16 protein-coding genes and 1 other RNA gene are annotated in these 19,680 nt (G+C 33.8%); 2 read left to right on the forward strand and 15 right to left on the reverse strand.

Translation table 11 applies throughout. The annotated features are described in order from the left end of the window. Positions 1-102 precede the first annotated feature (102 nt). From HGC4_RS16740 to HGC4_RS16775, 8 genes are all read right to left on the reverse strand, one after another. Entirely contained in the window at positions 103-792 is a 690-nt protein-coding gene (locus HGC4_RS16740; protein ID WP_157258365.1) for a porin family protein, read from the reverse strand. A gap of 21 nt (positions 793-813) precedes the next feature. After that, entirely contained in the window at positions 814-5,682 is a 4,869-nt protein-coding gene (locus tag HGC4_RS16745) for a DNA repair ATPase (protein WP_050711285.1), read from the reverse strand. Between the two features lie 160 nt (positions 5,683-5,842). Then, positions 5,843-6,043: a matrixin family metalloprotease gene (locus HGC4_RS16750; protein WP_050711286.1), complete on the reverse strand. Its 201-nt coding sequence runs from the start codon at positions 6,041-6,043 to the stop codon at positions 5,843-5,845. Beyond that, entirely contained in the window at positions 6,040-6,486 is a 447-nt protein-coding gene (locus tag HGC4_RS16755) for a zinc metalloprotease (protein ID WP_050711287.1), read from the reverse strand. The genes HGC4_RS16750 and HGC4_RS16755 overlap by 4 nt, the downstream gene beginning before the upstream one ends. A 66-nt stretch (positions 6,487-6,552) precedes the next feature. Continuing rightward, positions 6,553-8,739: a flotillin family protein gene (locus tag HGC4_RS16760; RefSeq protein WP_050711288.1), complete on the reverse strand. Its 2,187-nt coding sequence runs from the start codon at positions 8,737-8,739 to the stop codon at positions 6,553-6,555. A 70-nt stretch (positions 8,740-8,809) separates the two neighbouring features. Further along, positions 8,810-9,502: an OB-fold-containig protein gene (locus HGC4_RS16765; protein WP_050711289.1), complete on the reverse strand. Its 693-nt coding sequence runs from the start codon at positions 9,500-9,502 to the stop codon at positions 8,810-8,812. 25 nt (positions 9,503-9,527) lie between these two features. After that, positions 9,528-10,229: a PspA/IM30 family protein gene (locus HGC4_RS16770; RefSeq protein WP_050711290.1), complete on the reverse strand. Its 702-nt coding sequence runs from the start codon at positions 10,227-10,229 to the stop codon at positions 9,528-9,530. A gap of 4 nt (positions 10,230-10,233) precedes the next feature. Further along, positions 10,234-10,632, reverse strand: a complete 399-nt coding sequence (locus tag HGC4_RS16775) for a type III secretion system chaperone family protein (RefSeq protein ID WP_050711291.1) — start codon at positions 10,630-10,632, stop codon at positions 10,234-10,236. A 146-nt stretch (positions 10,633-10,778) separates the two neighbouring features. On the opposite strand from HGC4_RS16775, the gene HGC4_RS16780 reads away from it, so the two are divergent. Further along, positions 10,779-11,453: a helix-turn-helix domain-containing protein gene (locus tag HGC4_RS16780; RefSeq protein ID WP_050711292.1), complete on the forward strand. Its 675-nt coding sequence runs from the start codon at positions 10,779-10,781 to the stop codon at positions 11,451-11,453. 118 nt (positions 11,454-11,571) lie between these two features. Here the strand turns inward: HGC4_RS16780 and HGC4_RS16785 are convergent, their stop codons facing one another. The 5 genes from HGC4_RS16785 to HGC4_RS16805 all read right to left on the reverse strand — a co-directional run bounded on the left by HGC4_RS16785 (position 11,572) and on the right by HGC4_RS16805 (position 17,282). Continuing rightward, a complete protein-coding gene (locus HGC4_RS16785) occupies positions 11,572-12,777 on the reverse strand; it encodes an L-serine ammonia-lyase (protein WP_050711293.1) in 1,206 nt (401 codons plus the stop codon). Between the two features lie 154 nt (positions 12,778-12,931). Then, the gene (locus HGC4_RS16790) at positions 12,932-14,500 is read right to left on the reverse strand and encodes a hypothetical protein (protein WP_050711294.1); all 1,569 of its coding nucleotides are present in this window, start codon (positions 14,498-14,500) and stop codon (positions 12,932-12,934) included. A 54-nt stretch (positions 14,501-14,554) separates the two neighbouring features. Next, a complete protein-coding gene (locus HGC4_RS16795) occupies positions 14,555-15,715 on the reverse strand; it encodes an ABC transporter ATP-binding protein (protein ID WP_050711295.1) in 1,161 nt (386 codons plus the stop codon). Between the two features lie 264 nt (positions 15,716-15,979). Further along, positions 15,980-16,759, reverse strand: coding sequence for a DUF2490 domain-containing protein (locus HGC4_RS16800; RefSeq protein WP_050711296.1), 780 nt, complete (start codon positions 16,757-16,759; stop codon positions 15,980-15,982). Between the two features lie 199 nt (positions 16,760-16,958). Beyond that, positions 16,959-17,282 carry a MerR family transcriptional regulator gene (locus tag HGC4_RS16805; protein WP_050711297.1) on the reverse strand — a complete coding sequence of 108 codons (324 nt, stop codon included), beginning with the start codon at positions 17,280-17,282 and terminating at the stop codon, positions 16,959-16,961. Between the two features lie 493 nt (positions 17,283-17,775). Here HGC4_RS16805 and ssrA point away from each other — a divergent pair. Further along, positions 17,776-18,172, forward strand: a transfer-messenger RNA (tmRNA) gene (ssrA, locus tag HGC4_RS18510). A gap of 186 nt (positions 18,173-18,358) precedes the next feature. Here ssrA and HGC4_RS16810 read toward each other — a convergent pair. Together HGC4_RS16810 and HGC4_RS18995 are read right to left on the reverse strand one after the other, a co-directional pair. Then, entirely contained in the window at positions 18,359-19,396 is a 1,038-nt protein-coding gene (locus tag HGC4_RS16810) for a nucleoid-associated protein (protein WP_050711298.1), read from the reverse strand. Further along, positions 19,393-19,680 (reverse strand): hypothetical protein (locus tag HGC4_RS18995; RefSeq protein ID WP_221406885.1); only part of this gene is annotated, 288 nt, incomplete at its 5' end. The genes HGC4_RS16810 and HGC4_RS18995, both read right to left, overlap by 4 nt.

The raw sequence follows: 19,680 nt of genomic DNA on the forward strand, positions 1-19,680 counted from the left end.
ATATCATCATATAGAACGGATAAGCCTATTATTTGTTCTATAGAGTAAAAAAGAAGAGGTTGTCATAAAAATGACAACCTCTTCTTTTACTTATTATTTTTCTTAGAAGATTCTATAACCTACCGCTAAGAAAATATTCCGATTATGAATACTACCACCCGCTCCCTGATAAACATTATTTAAACCATGCTCATATCCTACATTGAGAGTGAACGATCTATATTCAGATCCAACAGATCCAATTAAACCGCCATCAAAACGTAGCAAGAAATCATCAGAAAAAGTATTATTTTTCTCCTCAGTGCGAAAGAATTCGAACTGCTCAGCAGGAATACCTAATGCACCATCTAATTTATTGGTTACTTTTCCTCCAACACCATGTGCCAAATAACCTCCTACTGCAAAATTTATTTTCAGAGCATTTGTTATGTTTACCTTATATCCCAACATCAAAGGTACTTGCAGATATACGGCATTCCATGACGACTTAGCTTGAGCATAGTCCAAGAGCCCATCATCATTAATATCACCTACAATTTTAGAAAGATTCCATTTAAAACCCTTCGCAGTAATATCTAACCCAGAACGTAGAAAGAATTTTTTGGATAGATTATATTCCGCAACAGCTCCAAATTGATAACCGACTTTAATATCAGGATCAAGCTCCATATCTACATTCGATAAATTTATTCCAGCTTTTACTCCTATTGAAAATTTCGATTCTTGAGAGTTTGCGTTAAAAACCGAAAACAGTACAATTGCAACTAAAAATGTTTTTTTTATAATACTCATCATCTATTAGTTTAAAGGTTATCAAAGTTCTAATTTATCATTATTGGTGTATTTTAAGACCTTCTTTATTCCGTCCAGATTATCATTAAATTGAGCAAGTTGTGCTATAACTTGTCCAATCTCATTATCCTTACTTATTCCTGCTAATTTATTATTTTTATTGAATACTTCTTTAATATGCTTCCATCTTTCTGCTTCAGCAAAAGTTAATTGTGCTGCAATTTCTTTCAATCTTAATAAATTTGCTTCACTATCTGAAGTCAGAGTTTGCGCCTCACTTATATAATGAGTAAGAATAAGTTCTTCAATTTCTTTTTTATTCATTAGCGGAACAATCTGGCAAATCATCTTATTCATATTTCGATACGAACCTTGTAATTTAAAAGATGGCTCTACTCGATAAGCATCTTGTGTAGCCGCGCTCGATATATAGTTCTGATTTACTTTCAACACAATATCTCTAACCTTTAAGCTATTCTTCGCCACAGCTATAAAGTCATCTACATCCTGTTGCGTATGATTACCCTCAAGATCGGGCATAGCTTCGCTTCTACTTTCAATATATTCAATCAGACTATAAAAATCTTTGAAGCTTCTGCCAGCTATTTTTTGTAAGTAAGGGTTTTCAATCACTGCATTTTCGAGCAAACTTAGTTTAAATAAATGATCTGATGATCCTATTACATCTCCTAAATTATATACGTCTGCACGATTGGCTAACATATCAGGTATCTGAAACTTATCTCCACTTTCGGTATAAGGATTACCTGCCATTATTACACAAAAACGCTTGCCGCGTAAATCATAAGTTTTGCTTTCACCTTCAAAAATCCCGTCCATCTTACGCTGGCCATCGGCAAGTGATATAAATTTTTGTAGAAACTCAGAACTGCAATGCTGTATATCATCGAGATATAACATTACATTATCAGCCATCTCGAACGAAAGGTTTATCTTTTTCAACTCTTCTCTCGCTCCCGATGTTTTTGCTTCCGAAGGGTCAATAGAGGTAATTGAATGACCAATAGTAGGACCATTTATTTTCACGAAATTGAGTCCCATCGTTTTAGCCAAATACTCCATCAGTGTTGTTTTACCATATCCAGGAGGCGATACTAATAATAACATACCCATTCGGGCTGTACGCTTGTTCTCTCCTGCAACACCCAATTGTTTTGCTAGATTAGAACCAATCAGAGGTAGATATACTTCATTGATAAGTTTATTACGAACAAAAGAGGTGAGAACTTTGGGTTTCAGCTCATTTACCTTTAACGATCTTTTATAAGTTGAAACTAAATTTTCTTTCAACTCAGTAAAATTGTTATATGCAGGCACACTTTCTTCTGTGAAAGATTTCATCTTTTTCACAAACTCATGATAATCTATTACATAATGACCATTATCTAGCACAAGATGGCTTCCTCTTAATTCGGCAACATCCAAAACATCAGATGCAATTTTCAAAGAATAAGATTGATCCTTTAATAATAAGAGACATGCTGCTTCCTCCACATATTTATTATATGACGAATAATCGTCAGCCAATTCAACAAATGACTTTAGCCAGTTCTGCACCAAATAAAATCGGTCTACGGGATGGAATGATTTATCTCGGATATCTTCATCAAAATTATTTGATAGTTTATTCTTATCCAGATATTCACCAAAGGCTTTTCTCAAATTATCAGATTGCTCACTATAACTTAAAGACATAGAATCGGAAAACTCTTCGAACAAATAATTAGCTACTTGCTTTTCAAAACCTATGGGCACAGTAAAATAAGTATTCCAAGATTTAAACAACCCTACAATATGGTCTATTACATAATGATAATTTGTAGAACCGGGAAATGCTTTAAGTACTATATTAGATGATGCGATCAACTTTGTTAATCGATCTTTTTCTTCCGATTTCATCATGTACCAGAATAGTTGAGCCGCAACTCTAAGACGAGGGCCATAAGACAAAACTCCTAGTTGCTCATGAATCGATTCTAAGCATTCGTATATATGAATTGCATCATAGTCATGCACTCCCTTCAAATAAGATTCAGAATAGTTCTGCTCTACCCTCTTAGATGTGAAATCATGCAGATTAAAATCTTTCGATTTTTGTTTTTCTAAGAATGCCAAGTATGCCAAATATTCGGCCCTATATACTTTTGTATTTTCAGAAATAACCTCTTGCTCCCACAGATTCTTATATTTATAAATATCCCCATCTTGCAACTGATGATAGAAACTGGTACCTGTAAGATGATAAAATAGCTTATCATCTTTACGCACAACAGTCAAATCGAGCGATTGCCTATTTACTGCGAACTTATAGCTACCTAATGATATTATATTTTCACCATCTACAAATAACTCATTCTTATCCTTCAGTACCCGTAATGAGTCTTCTAAAGATGTTTTCAGGCTATTCTCCAGATTTTCAGCTTTAGATACATCTCCTAGTTCTTTTAGTTCCTCAACCAGTTTTCGTATCTTATCAATCATCAAGTCGGTAGAGAAAAATGCTTGTATCTCTTCTTTCGTTTTGAACGATTGAGCTTTATTCTCCACATTCTTTAGTATACGAAGCCCTATTTGCTCTAATGCAGATGTTCTCTTATTTATCTGCTCAATCAATTGAGCCTTCTTCCCATCAAAAGCTTTAACTAATTCATTCCGCTTATCTGATATTTTAATAATAAACTCATCAAAATCGGCAAATTTGCTTTCCAACTCTTCAACCTGTACACTTACTTTCGTAAAATACTCATCACATTTTTCAGGCGAAGTTGCAAGCTCTAAATAGTTAACTATGCTTTGTTCTAACAATGTTAATTGCGCTCTAAAATCAGCAATAGACTCTTTGTTCTTTAAAGAATCTATTTGTCGTCTCAGTTGCGCCCGAACTTCATTGAGAGACGAAAATATAACCGATATTTTCTCTACAATGCGAGTAGCCTGCGTAGTATCTTCTATTTTAAGACTATTTAGAATATCAATCAGTAACTCGAGCTCCGAAGATATAAGTTTACAATTAACATCAATTTTATTGGCATCAACAACTTTAGTTACTAACTCAACCTGTTCTTTTTCTATACAAACTTTTTCTTCATACGGAATCAGTGCCTCATCACGAAGAAGAAACTCTACGGTTCTGTCAGACAACTTTACATTCGTAGCAGACAATTGCTCTTTAAGAACTGCTACTTTATTAAGATCGATATACTTAACATTACCTAATTCAATAACCTCACCTTGAAGTTTACGAGTTTCGGCTAACGACTTTACTAATTTATCGAGTGTATCAAATTTTGCATTTTTAATGCTGGACAATAATCCTTCAACTTTTTCGTTAGTGGCAGAAAGAACAGCCAGCGAATGACGTTTCTGTTCCTGGACTTTTTCGAATTCATCAATAGCCGTATTTGCTATTTCTTTAATCTGAATAAGAGGCTCAGCTATAGAGTAAATCTCGTTATTTGATGCCCAGAAAAAAGAATCGACTATATCATTCGATTTTTTTACAATATCGCTATATAAGCCTTCGTAGGAATCTTCTTTGTTAATAAGATAAATAACCTCCTGACATTCAGCCATTGCTTTCACAATATCCTTATTTCCGATCTTATAGAGTAGATTGTCTGTCTTTTCTACATTTTGAATCAGCTCTCTTTGATAAGGTGTCTTCCAAATCTGAACCTGATGATGCTTTGTTGCATCATTTTCGGAACGGAAATAGATTAACGAACCATCTTTAAAGAAAGTAAACCCATTACACACAATCGGAGTTTCGACTTGCTGCCTTATTATATTATAAGACATCAGGATATAAATATTCCGTTCATTTTGATAGAAAATGAACAGATAATCTTCTCCATTAGGTGATGGAATTTTACGGATAAATTCAAGATCAGTCAGTTCACTTTCAAAAACTTTATATTCACCATTCTGCAAATAATATCCGTTTGGAAAAATAACCCCATGATTATCGGGCAGTAACACTCCAATATCATTTAAAGCTTTGATATTGTGTACTTCTTTAGTACGTGTATTAAAGACAAAAGCTCTAAAATCTTCCTGATATGGCTTTATACGTATAAGAATCAGATTTCCCAAATCAGCGTAATAATATTCAGCATCATCCAACTGCTGATCCTTATTATCTACAGATTCCGAATATATTCCCTTACCTGTTTGAGTATTATTTTCTATCTTGAAAGTAATATCTCCGCCCATAGCTTCGATAAATACTTTATCCATTATAGAGATATGAGGATGAAGACCCAAACGACGATCTTCGAGCGTTGTTTTAACCCACTTAAATTCGTGCTGAGGAGCTTTTGTTACTTCATGGATACTTCTGTCATCCTGATAAATTAGCTTATTACCTTTTATTAACCATTTAAAAGCTTTTGCATCAGCAACAGTTTTTCCGGTCTGAAAAATCATATACAGATAATTCTCTGTTCTTCGATATCTTGAAAAAATAGAATCTCTGTAATACTTATACAGGTTATTATAATCATTTATAAAGTCCGAATTATTTATCAAATCCAAAGACTGAGGAATAAACTGATTGTCTTCGAACAAGTAAATACTGAATACATCACTCAACTGAATATCCGAACGTAATCCGAAATGAACATTATAGCCGAAAATACAAAGATTGTCCAGAGCCATAATACCTCTCGACACACAATTGTTTTCGGTACTTATTCTTTGATTAGCGATCAACGAAAAGTCAGTCGAATTAAAAACTTCTTTACGGGCATCGTTCAGCTGATTCAATCTCGTTTGAAGTTCCTCTCGCTGAACCAACAGACGCTTTCTAATGATCTCGTATGTACCCGTATCTAGTGTTTCGGCTGCTTTGTTATCCTCTATATCTTGCATATATTTTATAAATATAAGTTGAAAGATTCTATTTTAAGATCTATGACCTTATTGTCAATCTAAATATTATTATGATTTACTATGGCTTTAAAACATAGCATTAAATTATATTTTCTATTTTGGGATAAAGACAAACTCTATTTGTCCTTATTGTATAATTTCATTCTAGTTGCCAACCTTTTTTCCTTAAGTAAGATTTGCATGACGAACAAAAATCGGTTAATTCATCTATGGGATTTCCTCCTTTGGCATCACGCATATAACAGACGGAATCTTTATCACAATGCGGAAGCCCCATAGTATGCCCTAATTCGTGAATCGAGACTTTAAACAATTGCGATTTTAGCTGCTGGCTTTTCATATTTTTCCAGACAAACGAGAAGTAGACACCACACATGTATTACCTGGACGTCGCGCTAAACCCATCACTCCATAATCTAAGTAACTTCCTTTAGTTGTACTTATATCTTTATAGGTCAGTCCTAATACAATAACATTTTTATTATCGACCGTTTTATAAAGGAAATTCAACAAAGAATCTGCCCGATAACGTTTTCTTGGAGTATAGTATGCCGATTGCGGCAGAGCTATAGGACTTCCAATTATTGCATGAGGATTAATCTCCTTGATCTTAGCACAAACAGAATTTACTAGTGAAGCGGGAAAATCTCCCAATGGTTGTATAAGAATCGTTTTATTTTTCTCCACAGTTACTTGCTCTTCCAATACGCTTCGGTTATTAGCACCACAAGCAAATAGACCAAATAAACATATAAAAAAGAATAGAAAACAATTTATTTTCATTCAAGTTAGGTTAGTTAAGTGGAGTCATAAAATGCATTACAACTCCACTTCTAAATAAGTGATCTCTTATGATAACTTTTTATTGGATATACCCAAAGAGGTTGACATATTCAGTAAATTACTCAAAAATCCCTTGTCTTCAGTTTCTGTACTTTGACTTTGCATCTTCAAGATAAGACCTGCAATACTAAGATTCTTTATATCCTCTGTTGATATATTGAACTTATTCACATAATATCTGATGCGATTAAATAATTCGCCTTCCGATCCGTCACCTAGTAAAGCTTTCTTTATTTGTTGAATATTCTCGCTCTTATTTACTAAGTTATCAAATCCTTTAGCGTTAGAAACTTGTTTCACAATATTTTCAAAGAACATTGTTTCTCCACCTACAATATCAATATCGGCAGATTTCAAGGCTTCGGACAATACTTGTGCTTGTGCATCGGCGATATCTTTTTGAATGCCGATTTGTGCCATTTCAACATCCTTTTCTTTTTGCAATTGCAGCTTGAATTCTTCGTGGTCTTTTCCAGCACCATCCAGTTTTTTCATTGCTGTTGCTTTTTCTTCTATACCCGTTGCTTCCGCAAGTGCCTTTTCTTTAGAAACTTCTGCTTCCATAAGACCTTCTTTACGTTTTGCTTCGGCTTTAGCCTCTATTCCTGCTGCCTCAGCTATCGACGTTTTCTCAATTATGCTAGCTTGCCCCGTAGCAGAAGCAAATGCTTTTTCTCTAGTGATTTCAGCATCCACCAATCCGTCTTTACGTTTAGCTTCAGCTCTTGTCTCAATACTATAAGCCTCAGCTTTCGCTTTCTTCTCTATAATAGATGCTTCAACGATACCTTGTTTTTCTTCTGCCTCAGCTTTTGCTTTCATTATTTCAGCCTCAGCCAATCCATAAGTAGCATCTTCCTTAGCCTGAGCTTCTGCCAATATTTTTCGAGCCTCAGCTTGTTTTGTCGAAGCTTCTTTTTGAGAATCGGCATTTATCAACAATTGTTTTGCTTTTTCTTCTGAAGCTTTTGTTTCTGCTTCTGCATTTTTTACGGTCTTGATTAGTTTTTCTTCCGCTTCCTGAGCAGCCATAGTTATGCCCACTTGCTTCTGACGGTCTACTTCTCTGAAAGCTTCAATATCTTTAATATTTTGTTTTTCTTCTACAACACCTTTTTCAAGTTGCACTCGTTCACGAATAACATCCTGAATACTCTTTTTCTCTATTTCCAAGACACGCTCTTTTTCAATTTGAGCCAGAGTTACGATACGCTCTCTCTCAGTTTGCTCCAAAGCACGATCTTTCTCAACACGCTCTTTTTCTATTGCCTCTGTTCTTTCTTTGTTTTTCTCAGCAATGATTATCTGACGACATTTATTTTCTTCTTGTACAGCAAGACTTTCGTCCGTAGAGATTCTTACAGTCTCAGACTTTAAACGCTCTTCTTCTCTTACTTTCTGAATTTCGGCTTCTTCACGAGACTTCACATTGTCTATTTCTCTTCTTTGCTTTTCTTCTTTCTCTGCTAATTGTCTTTCCAATTCAAGGATAGCTTCACGAGCTTCTACATTTTGCTTTTTAATAACTTTCTCTTCTTCTCTACGAATCAAGTTTGCATTGATATTCTGAGCAGCTGTTAATTCTGTGATTTTGCGAATACCTTCTGAATCGAGAATATTTTCGGGACTCATATACTTCATCTCTGTTTGCTCCAAATAGTCAATCGCACAGTCGTCTAAGATATAACCATTTAAATCAGTACCAATGATATTAATAATCTCATCTCTAAACTCTCTACGAGCTTCATACAATTCGATAAAGTCGAATTTCTTACCTACAGTTTTTAGAGCCTCCGAGAACTTGGCTTCAAATATATTTTTTAATGTTTGCGAATCGCTTGCTCTCTCACATCCCAATGTTTGAGCCACATTAATAACATCATTCACCGATTTATTTACACGTACGAAAAAAGCAACCTTAATGTCTGCTCTAATATTGTCTCTACAAATCAATCCATCATGCTGCATTCTTTCAATCTCCAGTTTTTTAACTGAAATATCCATGATTTCCATTTTATGGAAAATAGGCACTACATACATTCCTTTATTGAATGCAACATTAGTTCCCCCCACACCAGTGCGAACGATAGCCTTCCCTTGAGGTATCTTTTTATAAAATGATGCTAGAATGCCTAACAGCACAAGCAGCACAAATAGGACTGAGCCTACTAGAATAATGATAATTTGTTCCATAAAAGGTTTTTATTTATTTAGTTAGAATTATTGTTGTGTGCAAAATAAGGAAAAGCTATAGCCCATAACCTTAATAAGTATCCTTGATTACAATATATATATTTTGGTTGGGAAGTTCTTCCGTAATTATAACCGTATCGCCATAACCTATAGGATCTCCGTTGAGACTCATCACATTTAGTTTAATAGGGTTTCTATTTACCAAAAACTCAGCCGAACCGACCTTTTTTCCATCTATATTAGATAACATCTTGCCTGAGCATCCAAAAAAATCGGTAGCCGCTTCTCCCTGATAGTTTATCTCCTTAAAAAATCTAGCCATAGGAGTAGTTGCAGCTTTCGTTAATAAAAAGCCAACAATAATTAATGGTAACAGAATGAAAACCGATCTCCAACCGAAATGCTCAACATGAAAAAAATGAGTAGTTACAAGTGAGCCTATCCACAGTAAGAAGATAAAGGTGGAAAGTATAATCATAAAGGGCACTTGCCCTACGTTTATAAAAGACAAACAGCGAAGCAACAAACCTTGTGGCACTTTATCTACGGCAATATGACTATCAGTGTCAACTACATCAATCTCTATATCGGGAACTTCTACGTCTACATCGATATCTGATGAAAAATCTATATCCAGATCAATATCATCGAAACCTATACCGCCTATCAGCACAAATACCCAATAAATGGCTATTACCAGCATTAGAACGGTCATTATTCCGTTGGGCAGAGGATTAAATAAGGTATGTAAGAAGTCTGTCATAGTAGAAGTTTTTTAAGTTTTTTTCTTATTGCATTCCTAATTTTCGCTTTATCTCATCTAACTCGATATCAGCATTCTGAGTATCTTCTCCAATCACACGATCTATTTCATCATCTATAGATAGGCTACATTTATTAAGAGATGCATATGCCTGAGTTAAGGCATCTTCTTCAGCTATCTTTTCTTTTATTCGCTCTAACATATTTACAGTGCTATTACTATCTATCTGAGCCATTTGTTTATTTAGCTCCTGAGTAACTTCACCTATGCGTATTTTAGCTTTAAGAGTTTTTAATTCATTTTCCCACTTTGCGATATTAAACTTGAGTATCTCAATGTTTTTTTGAATATCTGAAGATACATTTTCGTGTTCTACACACTGCACCTCTAAATCTTCAATTTCTGAAAGCAATTGCTTTTTACGAAGCAGAGCCTCTTTTGCCAATCTTTCAGCCTGAATTATATCAACTTCTCCTTTTTGAGCTTTCGAGATTAATAACATAGCCTTATTTTCATAGTCTTGAGCTTCTGCTTTCTTCTTTTCTCTCTCATTCTTTGTGCGAATTAATATTGCTTTTATTTTCGCCAAAGACTCTAATGTTAGAGACAGATTCTCTTTCATTTCCATAATTCCAAGCTCTGTAATTTGTACAGGATCTTCGACTTCATCCAATATTGAATGTATTTCAGCCTGACCAATCCTAAAAAGGCGTTTGAAAATATTCATAATCTTATTTTTTAGCGAATTCAATAATCTGTTCGTAATACTCACTCAATAATAATCCCAGAGAATTTAATGCTCCTTCGAATTCATTTATATCCATATTCTCTATTTGCATCGTATATCGGAATATAACTTTCGTTCCATCTTCATTTAAGACAAAACCGCCATATATAATATCTCTGTTCTTTATTAATAACGATTTCAAGATTTCTTTATCGTCACTTTGTAACGTGAAAATAAACTGCTCAATAATCAGAATCGGCGGTGCTACTCCAATAATCAAATTCTTGATTCCATCAGCCTCACTGTTTATACAGAATACGCCATTAACCTCATCTTGATACGAGATTAAATACCCCAGCTCCAAAATATATGTTTCTATTTTTTTGAAATACATACTATTCATTTGTATTAGTAATAAAGACAGTCTGTTATATCAAGAAATTACACAGCTAAAATTTGTATTCTGCTAATTTATATCTTATATTTGCTAATATTTTTAGCTAAATTAGATAAAAAATTTAACTAAGCAAACAAAAAATATATTTTTTTATGAGTAAAGTTGGAAAAAATATAAAAAAGATAAGGAGTGTAAAGGCTTTAAGCCAACAAGCTTTTGCCGAACTTTTTCAATTAACTAGAGGAAATATATCTTCGTACGAGGAATTTAGAGCCGAGCCTAAGATAGAAACCATTGTAAACATTGCTAAATATTTTGGCATCCCTTTAAATGATTTTATTCTAAAAGAATTATCTGTAAACGAACTTCTACATTACAATACTGAGTTAGTCTTAGAAACTGAAAAACTAAAAAAGACTCACCAATTTATAGAAGTTCCATATATATCCTCGTTAGACATCGCAGACTACGAATTACATTACAATAATGAAGAGTTTATATATAACCTTCCTCATATCCTGATCCCTAGTAACGCTAAGTCTAAATTAATAGCTATTGAAGTTCAAGATTCAGAATCGCTCCCTTTAGGGTTTAACTTTAAAAATGGAGATATTTTACTTTACGAACAAGTAGTAAAAGAGAATATTCACCGAGTAGTAAATAAATTGGGGGTAATGGTCGATCACGAAGGTTTAAAATCTGGAGTATATAAGGAGTCGGAAGGAAAAATCTTTCTATCACTAAACGAATGGGTAAAATACCCTTTCGAAATAGAATCTCATGCTCATTATTGGCTACTCAGAGCATTATTTACTCAAATAATATAAACAAAAAGAGCAACCAAATTGGCTGCTCTTTTTATTATATTTATATTCTATTATTGTTCGCTCAAATTATAGCTAACAGCTAAACCGTCTCTGAGCAAATAATTAAACAATCTAAAGTTTAATCTTCGTGATCAATATATTTAGCTAATCCTCCATGAGAGGTCTCCTTATATAAACTAGGTAAATCGTGTCCCGTCTCTTTCATTGTACGAACCACCTTATCAAAGCTAACCATATGTTTTCCATCCGAGAGCATAGCATAAGAACACGAATCTAATGCTCTAACGGCTGCAAAAGCATTACGCTCTATACAAGGAACCTGAACTAAGCCTCCTATCGGATCACAAGTTAAGCCTAAGTGATGCTCAAGCCCCATTTCGGCAGCATATTCGATCTGAGCAGTAGATCCTCCGAAAAGTTGAGCTCCGGCAGCGGCAGCCATTGCGCAAGCTACACCTATCTCTCCTTGACATCCCACTTCTGCTCCCGATACGGATGCATTGTTTTTAACTATTGCTCCTATCAAGCCAGCAGTAATTAGTGCACGTATAATTTTTTTATCACTGAAATCGTGATGACTTGTATGCAAATGATATAAAACAGCAGGTAAAACTCCACACGATCCACAGGTTGGAGCTGTAACCACTTCCCCACCCGATGCATTTGTTTCGGACATAGCCAATGCATAAGCAAATAACTGAGCTCTACTTTTCATAGACCCTTGATAACCTTTCGATTTCACATAGTACATCGACGCTTTTCGCTGCAATCCCAGACCTCCGGGAAGCACACCTTCTTCATCAAGTCCTTTAATGACAGCAGCCTTCATTACCTCCCAAACATGGCTCATATAATCGAAAATCTCAGGACCTTCGACATCCAATACATATTCCCAGAAAGTTTTACCTGTTTTCTGACACCAACTCAGAACCTGAGTCATTGTAGTCATAGTATATAATGGTTTCCTTTGTATTTTAGTATCTTCATCTGCTAAATCTCCACCTCCTATACTATATATTATCCAACTATCGAGTGTTTCCTTGTTATCTGATAGAGCATGCAAAATCATTCCATTAGGATGAAATGGTAATTCTATTTCTGGCTTCCATATAATTTCCACATTCTTTGGTGTAAGCATTGCTTCAATAGCCACATCTGTCATATGACCTTTACCCGTAGCAGCTAAACTGCCATATAATTCGACCTGAAACGAGTGGGCATCGGGATTCCTTTCATTGAAAATCTTAGCTGCATTACCAGGTCCCATGGTGTGACTGCTTGATGGACCAAATCCTATTTTGAAAATACTTTTTACCGATTCCATAGATACTTTACTTTGTCAACAAAATTAGGCATAAGATTGTCTATTTGCAACATACAACACATCTTATACAGTATAATTAAGATTATTGATTTACAAAAAGAAAGAATAATATAAAATTTCGCTTTCTTTTATTCCTCTTTTTTATGATCAACGATTATTGTTCCGGCAAACTTTTCCATTTCCTCAAAATCATCTGGATAAAGAACCATACAGAAACAAATGTTAGGCATATATTTCCCCAAACGAACTCCATTATGTGTTCGTCCATAAACTGATATGTTTCATAGAGACCTTTATTTTTATAGGCCACACTTGTATATGAGTACTGATCGTGACCGAATATATAGATAGCCATAAAAATGAGTGCAGGCACGGCAGGTATAAACCAAATAAGGTGATTTATAAATATATCCGATTTTCCTTTCGCTTTTCTACCTACATTTTTTCTTATGACCGAAACTATTTCAACTGAGAAAATTACCAGCATCACAAAAATATAAAACAGAGGTCCTACTACACCAGAATCCATAGGTGATGAAACAGCCAGAGATAATATCCCATTGACAAACAAAATCAAGCCCATAGATATCGCAGCTATAAGCCACGCCTTGCCACTACTTGCTCTGAAGGAGAAGACAAACAGAGAGATAGATAAAGCCATACAAATAGCAACCATACATAATGCCATTGCTTCATCTTTATCAACATAAGCATCCATTATCTTGTTATAAGCACCTTCCAGTTCACTATAAGACACATAATATCCGGTAGAGCTTTTCTCATTCGAGCCATAATAATAACTATATTCATACTTTGCTTCCTCCTCTTTATAATTATAAGGGGTTATCAAATTAAAATCGCCGACAGGATATTTAGCTGGATTATAAACCAACTCCATCCACTCGTCTTTTGTAAAATTCATTGATAAATTGTACTTATTCTGCAAAGCAATAAAAGCATCCATCAATTTACTTATCTCCTCTTTGTTTTGTTCGATAAGCCATTTTTTGACTGTGTCGCTATTTCGAACAGTAAAATCACATTTACTGGAAAAATAAAATTGGTCAAGAGTATAATAATTCAATAAAGATAATTGAGCAAAATTCGGATAATCTTCATAAGATATATTTTGTGATTCGAAGTATTCAATACGATCTTCATAAGTCATCATTTCAATAGAGTCTGAATATTTAGTACCCATATTAGACTCATACTTCGGTGAATTTGACGGCAAATCGGTTGGATATTCCTGATAATAACTCGTTTTATCAGTCGGAATCAATATTTTTATCAAATTAAGGGTTTCTATAGCTTTAATCATTTCAGATTTACTGGCATATGACTTAACCTTAGAGATTGATCCTTGGTGATATGAAAAAGGGAAAGACACAAACCCCAGAATGATAACAAAAGTAAGTACCCATTCGAGATACAAGCCTCCGCTACTTCTCGGATAGAAAGATTTAAAAGCATTATTCTTCGAATAGAACACAAGCCAGATAATAAATAACAGTATAGATGTAAGTATAGCTCCCATATATGCTAGCGCTGCACCTGAAAAAGGATTACTATAAGTATATGAGAAATCTACCTTAGTTAATATGTATCCTCCAATAAAAAAGAAAATATTAATTATGAAAGCTCCCAACAAAGCGGGCACAATCTTTATATTCCAAAGAAGAGGATGGTTTAATAGTAAATATTGTTGAATTTTCTTTAACATTGTCGAAGTATTTAAATAAATAACATGGATAAAAAAGCGACGCTTCTAAATTATTTAAGAAAGAAAAAAGCGACGAGTTGAATTAGATATATTCCTGAAATAGTTCAACGGAATACGATTATCTACAACTATTTGTAGAAAACGTTCTTGCGAAATACTTTCGGGAAAGACTGCAATATAAGTACCCCCTTTAATTTGCAACGTCTCCAATTCAAGAGTAGCAAATACCTTTCTCAACTCTTCTTGCTGCCAGTCACTTTCAAATTCCACTATAAATTTAGCAACCTCTTTAAATTCGGCTGCACCTTCTTTTATATCTGCATTCTGAGGTTGTCCTTTTTTAAGAAAGATAACCCAATCAGAAGTTTTCTCTACTTCATATAATTGCTGAGAACTTAAGACTATTCCCAAAGGACGAAACGGAGATTTCGCAATATCCCTAAAATCATCCAACACTACTTGTTGTGCTAAAATATCAAGATTAGCAAGAGGCTCATCTATCAATAATAACTTCGGCTTGCGAAGTAGCATACGGGCCAATTCGAATCTCATTTTATAACCCGAAGATAAACTCTTCCAGTTCAAATGACGATAACCTCTTAACCCCATCCTAGCTATAACTAATTGAACTAAATGTTCATTTACTTCCCCTAGAATGCCATACGAGGCTGCCGTAAATTGTAAATTAGATAATAGAGATCCGTGCCAATCTTTGGTTCGCTGTGGTATATAAATGAGTTGCGACCGCAAGTCATATTCATCTCTATAATCAAACAGGTAACTGATCTTTCCATTTGTAGGAGCCAACTCTCCACACAAAGAACGAAGTAGCGTTGTCTTTCCATTTCCATTCTCTCCTACTAGTCCTATAATTTCGCCTTCCGATATATCAAGACTAATAGGTCCTAAAGCAAAATGGGATTGAGTATAAGCTTTTATCAGATTTTGAACAACAAGCAACTTCTCTCCTTGCTTACTCCCTTTCTTTTGCAGAAACGAAAAAAGATCATCGAGTAAGACTTTAAAGCGTTCTCTTATTTCAGCAATATTAGTTTGATTATGCTCTAACCAATCGAGTAGAAATACAGTCTTTTTGTAAAAAGACAATTCTTCGGTATCCAATGTTAAGTCAATCAGTTTTTTTAGAAGATTAGGGTAATCTTCGTATTCCAGCAGCTGAAATATACTTTTGTAATGCGTTTCTATTAAAGACATATTTTCTGTTATAGTGTGAATTAAAAACAAATACTAAGACTCATTTAACATTTTAGCAAGTATACTCTTTATAGCTTATTACAACTCTAGCATATAGAGTATGCCTATAATATTCTTTACTTAATAACAGCTAAGATAAATACTTTCTGTAAATAATAACGGATAAGCTACTTTTTTATGATTTATTGGGCTTTATAATGAATGAGGGTGCACGTATAGCCAGCTCTCATTTACATAGGTGTAAAACTTATAGCAGAAATTTAGTTATTCCAGCTCATCCATTTCTACAACATGATTATTTGTTTTCGATTTTCGACTAGATAAGTAAAACAAAAGGCGAACTGTATGATTAAGATTATATACATTTCCGGCAGCCGTTTGTTGAAAAATAGGAAAGTAACCCAAATCATATGCAATACCTTTCCCTAAGGAATGGCGAATGCCTAGAAATAAACGAATCTGATCTAAGGGATTATTTACGATCTGCTTACCAAATTGAAGTAGTATCTCGTTACTAAACATCAATTGGGGTACAGACAAATCCCTCGATATAGGTAAACGAAAAGTATAGAGATATCTTATACGTTCCGAAAATGTTCTGCCCGCAGTCTGATCTCCATCTACAATTTCGCGCCATCTTGACTCAGCTCTAAAACGCTGGCTAACATTAAACTTCCACAAAGTAGAGTTGACTACCAATTGTTGATCAAATCTATATTCAAGTGTAAAATTTTTATCTCTCAACTGAGGTCTATATAGCCACAGATTTCCATAAGCACCAGAAATAGAAACATTCTCGTTAAACCAATAGCCACCTCCTAAACGGGCAAAATAAAAACCTGGTTCTTTTAGAAAATCATCTCTACGAACTATAAAATCGGCAGTCACGCCCCAATTATCCGATAGACGATGCGTAGTAAGAAGCCCTATCCAAGAATGAACATTATGATTTATTTGTTTCGTAGGTGTATCATTTCCCTGAGCAAAACCAATCGTTAAACTCAAAAAGAAAAACAGTACAGAAAACAAGATTCTAAGTTTCATAAGAAAAATCTAGGCACCTTTATAATATATTTTCTATTGAGCACTACTCGTATATGCTATTTTTAGAACCAATAGCTTTATGGATAGAGGCCCTCCATAATAATTTACTATTAAAGACCAGTGGAGACTAAAACTCTAAAAGGCTTACTTTTACAAATAAACCTATAGTGATTGTACTTTAAAACAGGTTAATGGTAAATCATTCCGAATCATTCTTTCCCTTCAATTTTTGGAGTGTTTCCTCAATCATGGACATTCTTATTCGTATCTTATTTGCAGCAGCATCTAAGGTATATCCTTCATCTAAAAGTTCTTTAATCAGAAGCATTCGTTTGATATTTTCATAATTATATCTTCGGTTTTTACCTTCTTCTTCGGTCAGACTCTTTATGATACCCTTATCTTCCCAATACCGTATTTGTCGAGTAGGAATATTTGTAATTTGAAACACTTCGCCAATACCAACAATGAGTTTATCAAGAAACTCAAAATCAAATGCTAAATCATTGTTTTCTGCTATCATTGAAAATAGGTTACAATTTTTGACACAAATATAAAACATTAATCCTACATAGACAATTGCCCATTGTCTACAATTACCATTGATACTATATAATGACTGATACTATTAAGTAATATCTATTTATAATTAGAACAGTTATGCTAACAACAACTCTTGCTAATATTTACACCCAAAAGCAGAAGAATCCAGAGTAAATATTTAATTAATAATAAAACACTTACTAAATTATATAAATTGAAATAAGATTGACTTTTCAAATACGACCTATTACAACTTTAAGACTAGATTCATAAATAGCGAGTACCTCTATAGAATAATTATTTGAATAAATGAGACTCATTTAAAAGATAGATGAATGTATTCTGTACAAAAATCACTATCTTTGCAAAAGATTTCTTGTAAGATCCTTTTTTTATTTAATATTTATCATTCATACGCTATTTATAAAGTAAAAAAAGACATAAAAATCACAGAATAAACACTTATTCATTTTGGGGCTGACCGGTTTTGACAGCGAGATGAAGTGGTTTGTAAGCATGCAGTGCGTAGTCGGCTAGCACTATAATCTCAGACGTCAAAATTTTAACTGGCGAAAATAATTACGCTCTTGCTGCTTAATCGAAGTATAGTAGATATAGCTTAATCTCGGCACATGTGTTGAGACAAGACATCACCCGGAAGCTGTTGCTCCGAAGCATTTCGATACGGTGGTGTAGGTAAATCGGGGATAGGACAAGGGAATCTTCGGCTCTTGTTTTAAATTAAGAAGATAAGGTTTGAGTTGGTGGCTTTGGTCTTGCTCACTCCCGACAATCTAAGCAAAGATAAGCATGTAGAAAGCAAATTAATTCCTTGTTTGGACGAGGGTTCGAGTCCCTCCAGCTCCACGAACAACGCTGACTATCAGTTAATTACAAATATTGCACCCAATTTTACACCCTGAAATGTAAAGTTGGGTGTTTTGTTTATTTGTATTCGAATAATCATATTTAAAGATTTTGAGGATTTCTTTTTATTAGATAGTTTGCTTCTTATTCTTATGAAATCCATTATTCTATTATCATTTTTTTATATGGCTACTCTTCATCTCTAAAATAAAGCTTATAAAAATTCATTCTCTTTTCTTCATCATACCCTTTTTCCAGATACCGGGTATCTCCATCTATTGATATTTTGAAGTTATTATCAAGCTTAATTATATTTTTTATTGTGCGTACTTGTTTTTTCAGTGCTTGCTGAGATATATTGAAATCATCAGCTATTATTATATCTCGATCTTGTTCATATTGAGATCTATATTGTTGAAAAGCTTGTTTCATAGATTCTTCTTTCATGATTTGATTAGAAAAATCGTCCATATCAAAAGATTCATTTTCTTTAAAAAAAGAAACAGCTTTATTTAAAATATCTGCTTTTTGAGTTTTATCAATAATAAGATTATTGGAAGTGAAGTTTTTACATAATGAAATAATATTCTCGGTGTAATAGTACTCATTCTTATAAGGTTTCACCTGTAAGAAATCATCCATCCAATAATGGGCAACATCACTTCCTTTATTAATATTATCGACTACCAATACCACATAACCTTTGTCTTTTTTTGTATTAAATATTAGGCAACCTTTATCTAGTTTATTGATATTCACTCCCTGCTGACTTTCGATTTCAAAATTATCATCAGAAGGAAATATCTTTAAGAATGTATCTTTATTTTCTGATTTAAACAATCCCACAGCATCCACAGTTTGATTATCTATAATGCAATTTTTGAAATAAACTGTATAAAATTCTCCTCCTTTTATTTTAGGATGAATACTTTTCTCATAAAGATATTTCGCCAAATTTACAGAGTTATTATACAATGAGTCTGGATCATTGAATACTTCGGATATAAATTCATGTACTTCATTATATTTTAAGTTCGTAATATGCCAAAAACTGAAAGACTCCTGAGACTTAAAAGGAGATACAAAATAGTGAGTCAGTAGTTTTTTTAATTCTTGCCCTATTTCGACATTTTTCTTTGATAGTTGGTAACCTTCGTCAGCAGTCTTGTTGCCAACCTTATGTAACGAAATATTATCAATATTAGCATCAATAAAATTGAAATTCATTCTCCCCCCCTTTCCTTATAATTCAAAAAGTTATTATAAACGATTGATTTTTGTCTATCCATTTCTGATAAAAGTTGTGATTTTAATGATTTTCGAGTTTTTGTATCTAATGACTTGGTTGGGGAAATAGATGAAATGTTAAGCTCAAATTCTGCATTTTCTTTCTTTGAGGAAATAAAATCAGGAAATCCAAAACTGACAGTAAAATGACCTGTAACTCCCTTGAAATTAAATATGTATACTGATTCTAAGCTCCAAATTATCAGATGTTTATGAAATTTATT

This window comes from Dysgonomonas sp. HGC4, assembly GCF_001261715.1.
GTDB lineage: Bacteria > Bacteroidota > Bacteroidia > Bacteroidales > Dysgonomonadaceae > Dysgonomonas_A.

Bases quoted from the DNA above. Each gene is read 5' to 3' on its own strand.
- HGC4_RS16775 (WP_050711291.1), bottom strand. From the start codon at position 10,632: ATGAATAGTATGTATTTCAAAAAAATAGAAACATATATTTTGGAGCTG.
- HGC4_RS16810 (WP_050711298.1), bottom strand. From the start codon at position 19,396: ATGAATTTCAATTTTATTGATGCTAATATTGATAATATTTCGTTACAT.
- HGC4_RS16740 (WP_157258365.1), bottom strand. From the start codon at position 792: ATGAGTATTATAAAAAAAACATTTTTAGTTGCAATTGTACTGTTTTCG.
- HGC4_RS16780 (WP_050711292.1), top strand. From the start codon at position 10,779: ATGAGTAAAGTTGGAAAAAATATAAAAAAGATAAGGAGTGTAAAGGCT.
- HGC4_RS16755 (WP_050711287.1), bottom strand. From the start codon at position 6,486: ATGAAAATAAATTGTTTTCTATTCTTTTTTATATGTTTATTTGGTCTA.
- HGC4_RS16750 (WP_050711286.1), bottom strand. From the start codon at position 6,043: ATGAAAAGCCAGCAGCTAAAATCGCAATTGTTTAAAGTCTCGATTCAC.
- HGC4_RS16785 (WP_050711293.1), bottom strand. From the start codon at position 12,777: ATGGAATCGGTAAAAAGTATTTTCAAAATAGGATTTGGTCCATCAAGC.
- HGC4_RS16760 (WP_050711288.1), bottom strand. From the start codon at position 8,739: ATGGAACAAATTATCATTATTCTAGTAGGCTCAGTCCTATTTGTGCTG.
- HGC4_RS16745 (WP_050711285.1), bottom strand. From the start codon at position 5,682: ATGCAAGATATAGAGGATAACAAAGCAGCCGAAACACTAGATACGGGT.
- HGC4_RS16765 (WP_050711289.1), bottom strand. From the start codon at position 9,502: ATGACAGACTTCTTACATACCTTATTTAATCCTCTGCCCAACGGAATA.
- HGC4_RS16805 (WP_050711297.1), bottom strand. From the start codon at position 17,282: ATGATAGCAGAAAACAATGATTTAGCATTTGATTTTGAGTTTCTTGAT.
- HGC4_RS16800 (WP_050711296.1), bottom strand. From the start codon at position 16,759: ATGAAACTTAGAATCTTGTTTTCTGTACTGTTTTTCTTTTTGAGTTTA.
- HGC4_RS16790 (WP_050711294.1), bottom strand. From the start codon at position 14,500: ATGTTAAAGAAAATTCAACAATATTTACTATTAAACCATCCTCTTCTT.
- HGC4_RS16770 (WP_050711290.1), bottom strand. From the start codon at position 10,229: ATGAATATTTTCAAACGCCTTTTTAGGATTGGTCAGGCTGAAATACAT.
- HGC4_RS16795 (WP_050711295.1), bottom strand. From the start codon at position 15,715: ATGTCTTTAATAGAAACGCATTACAAAAGTATATTTCAGCTGCTGGAA.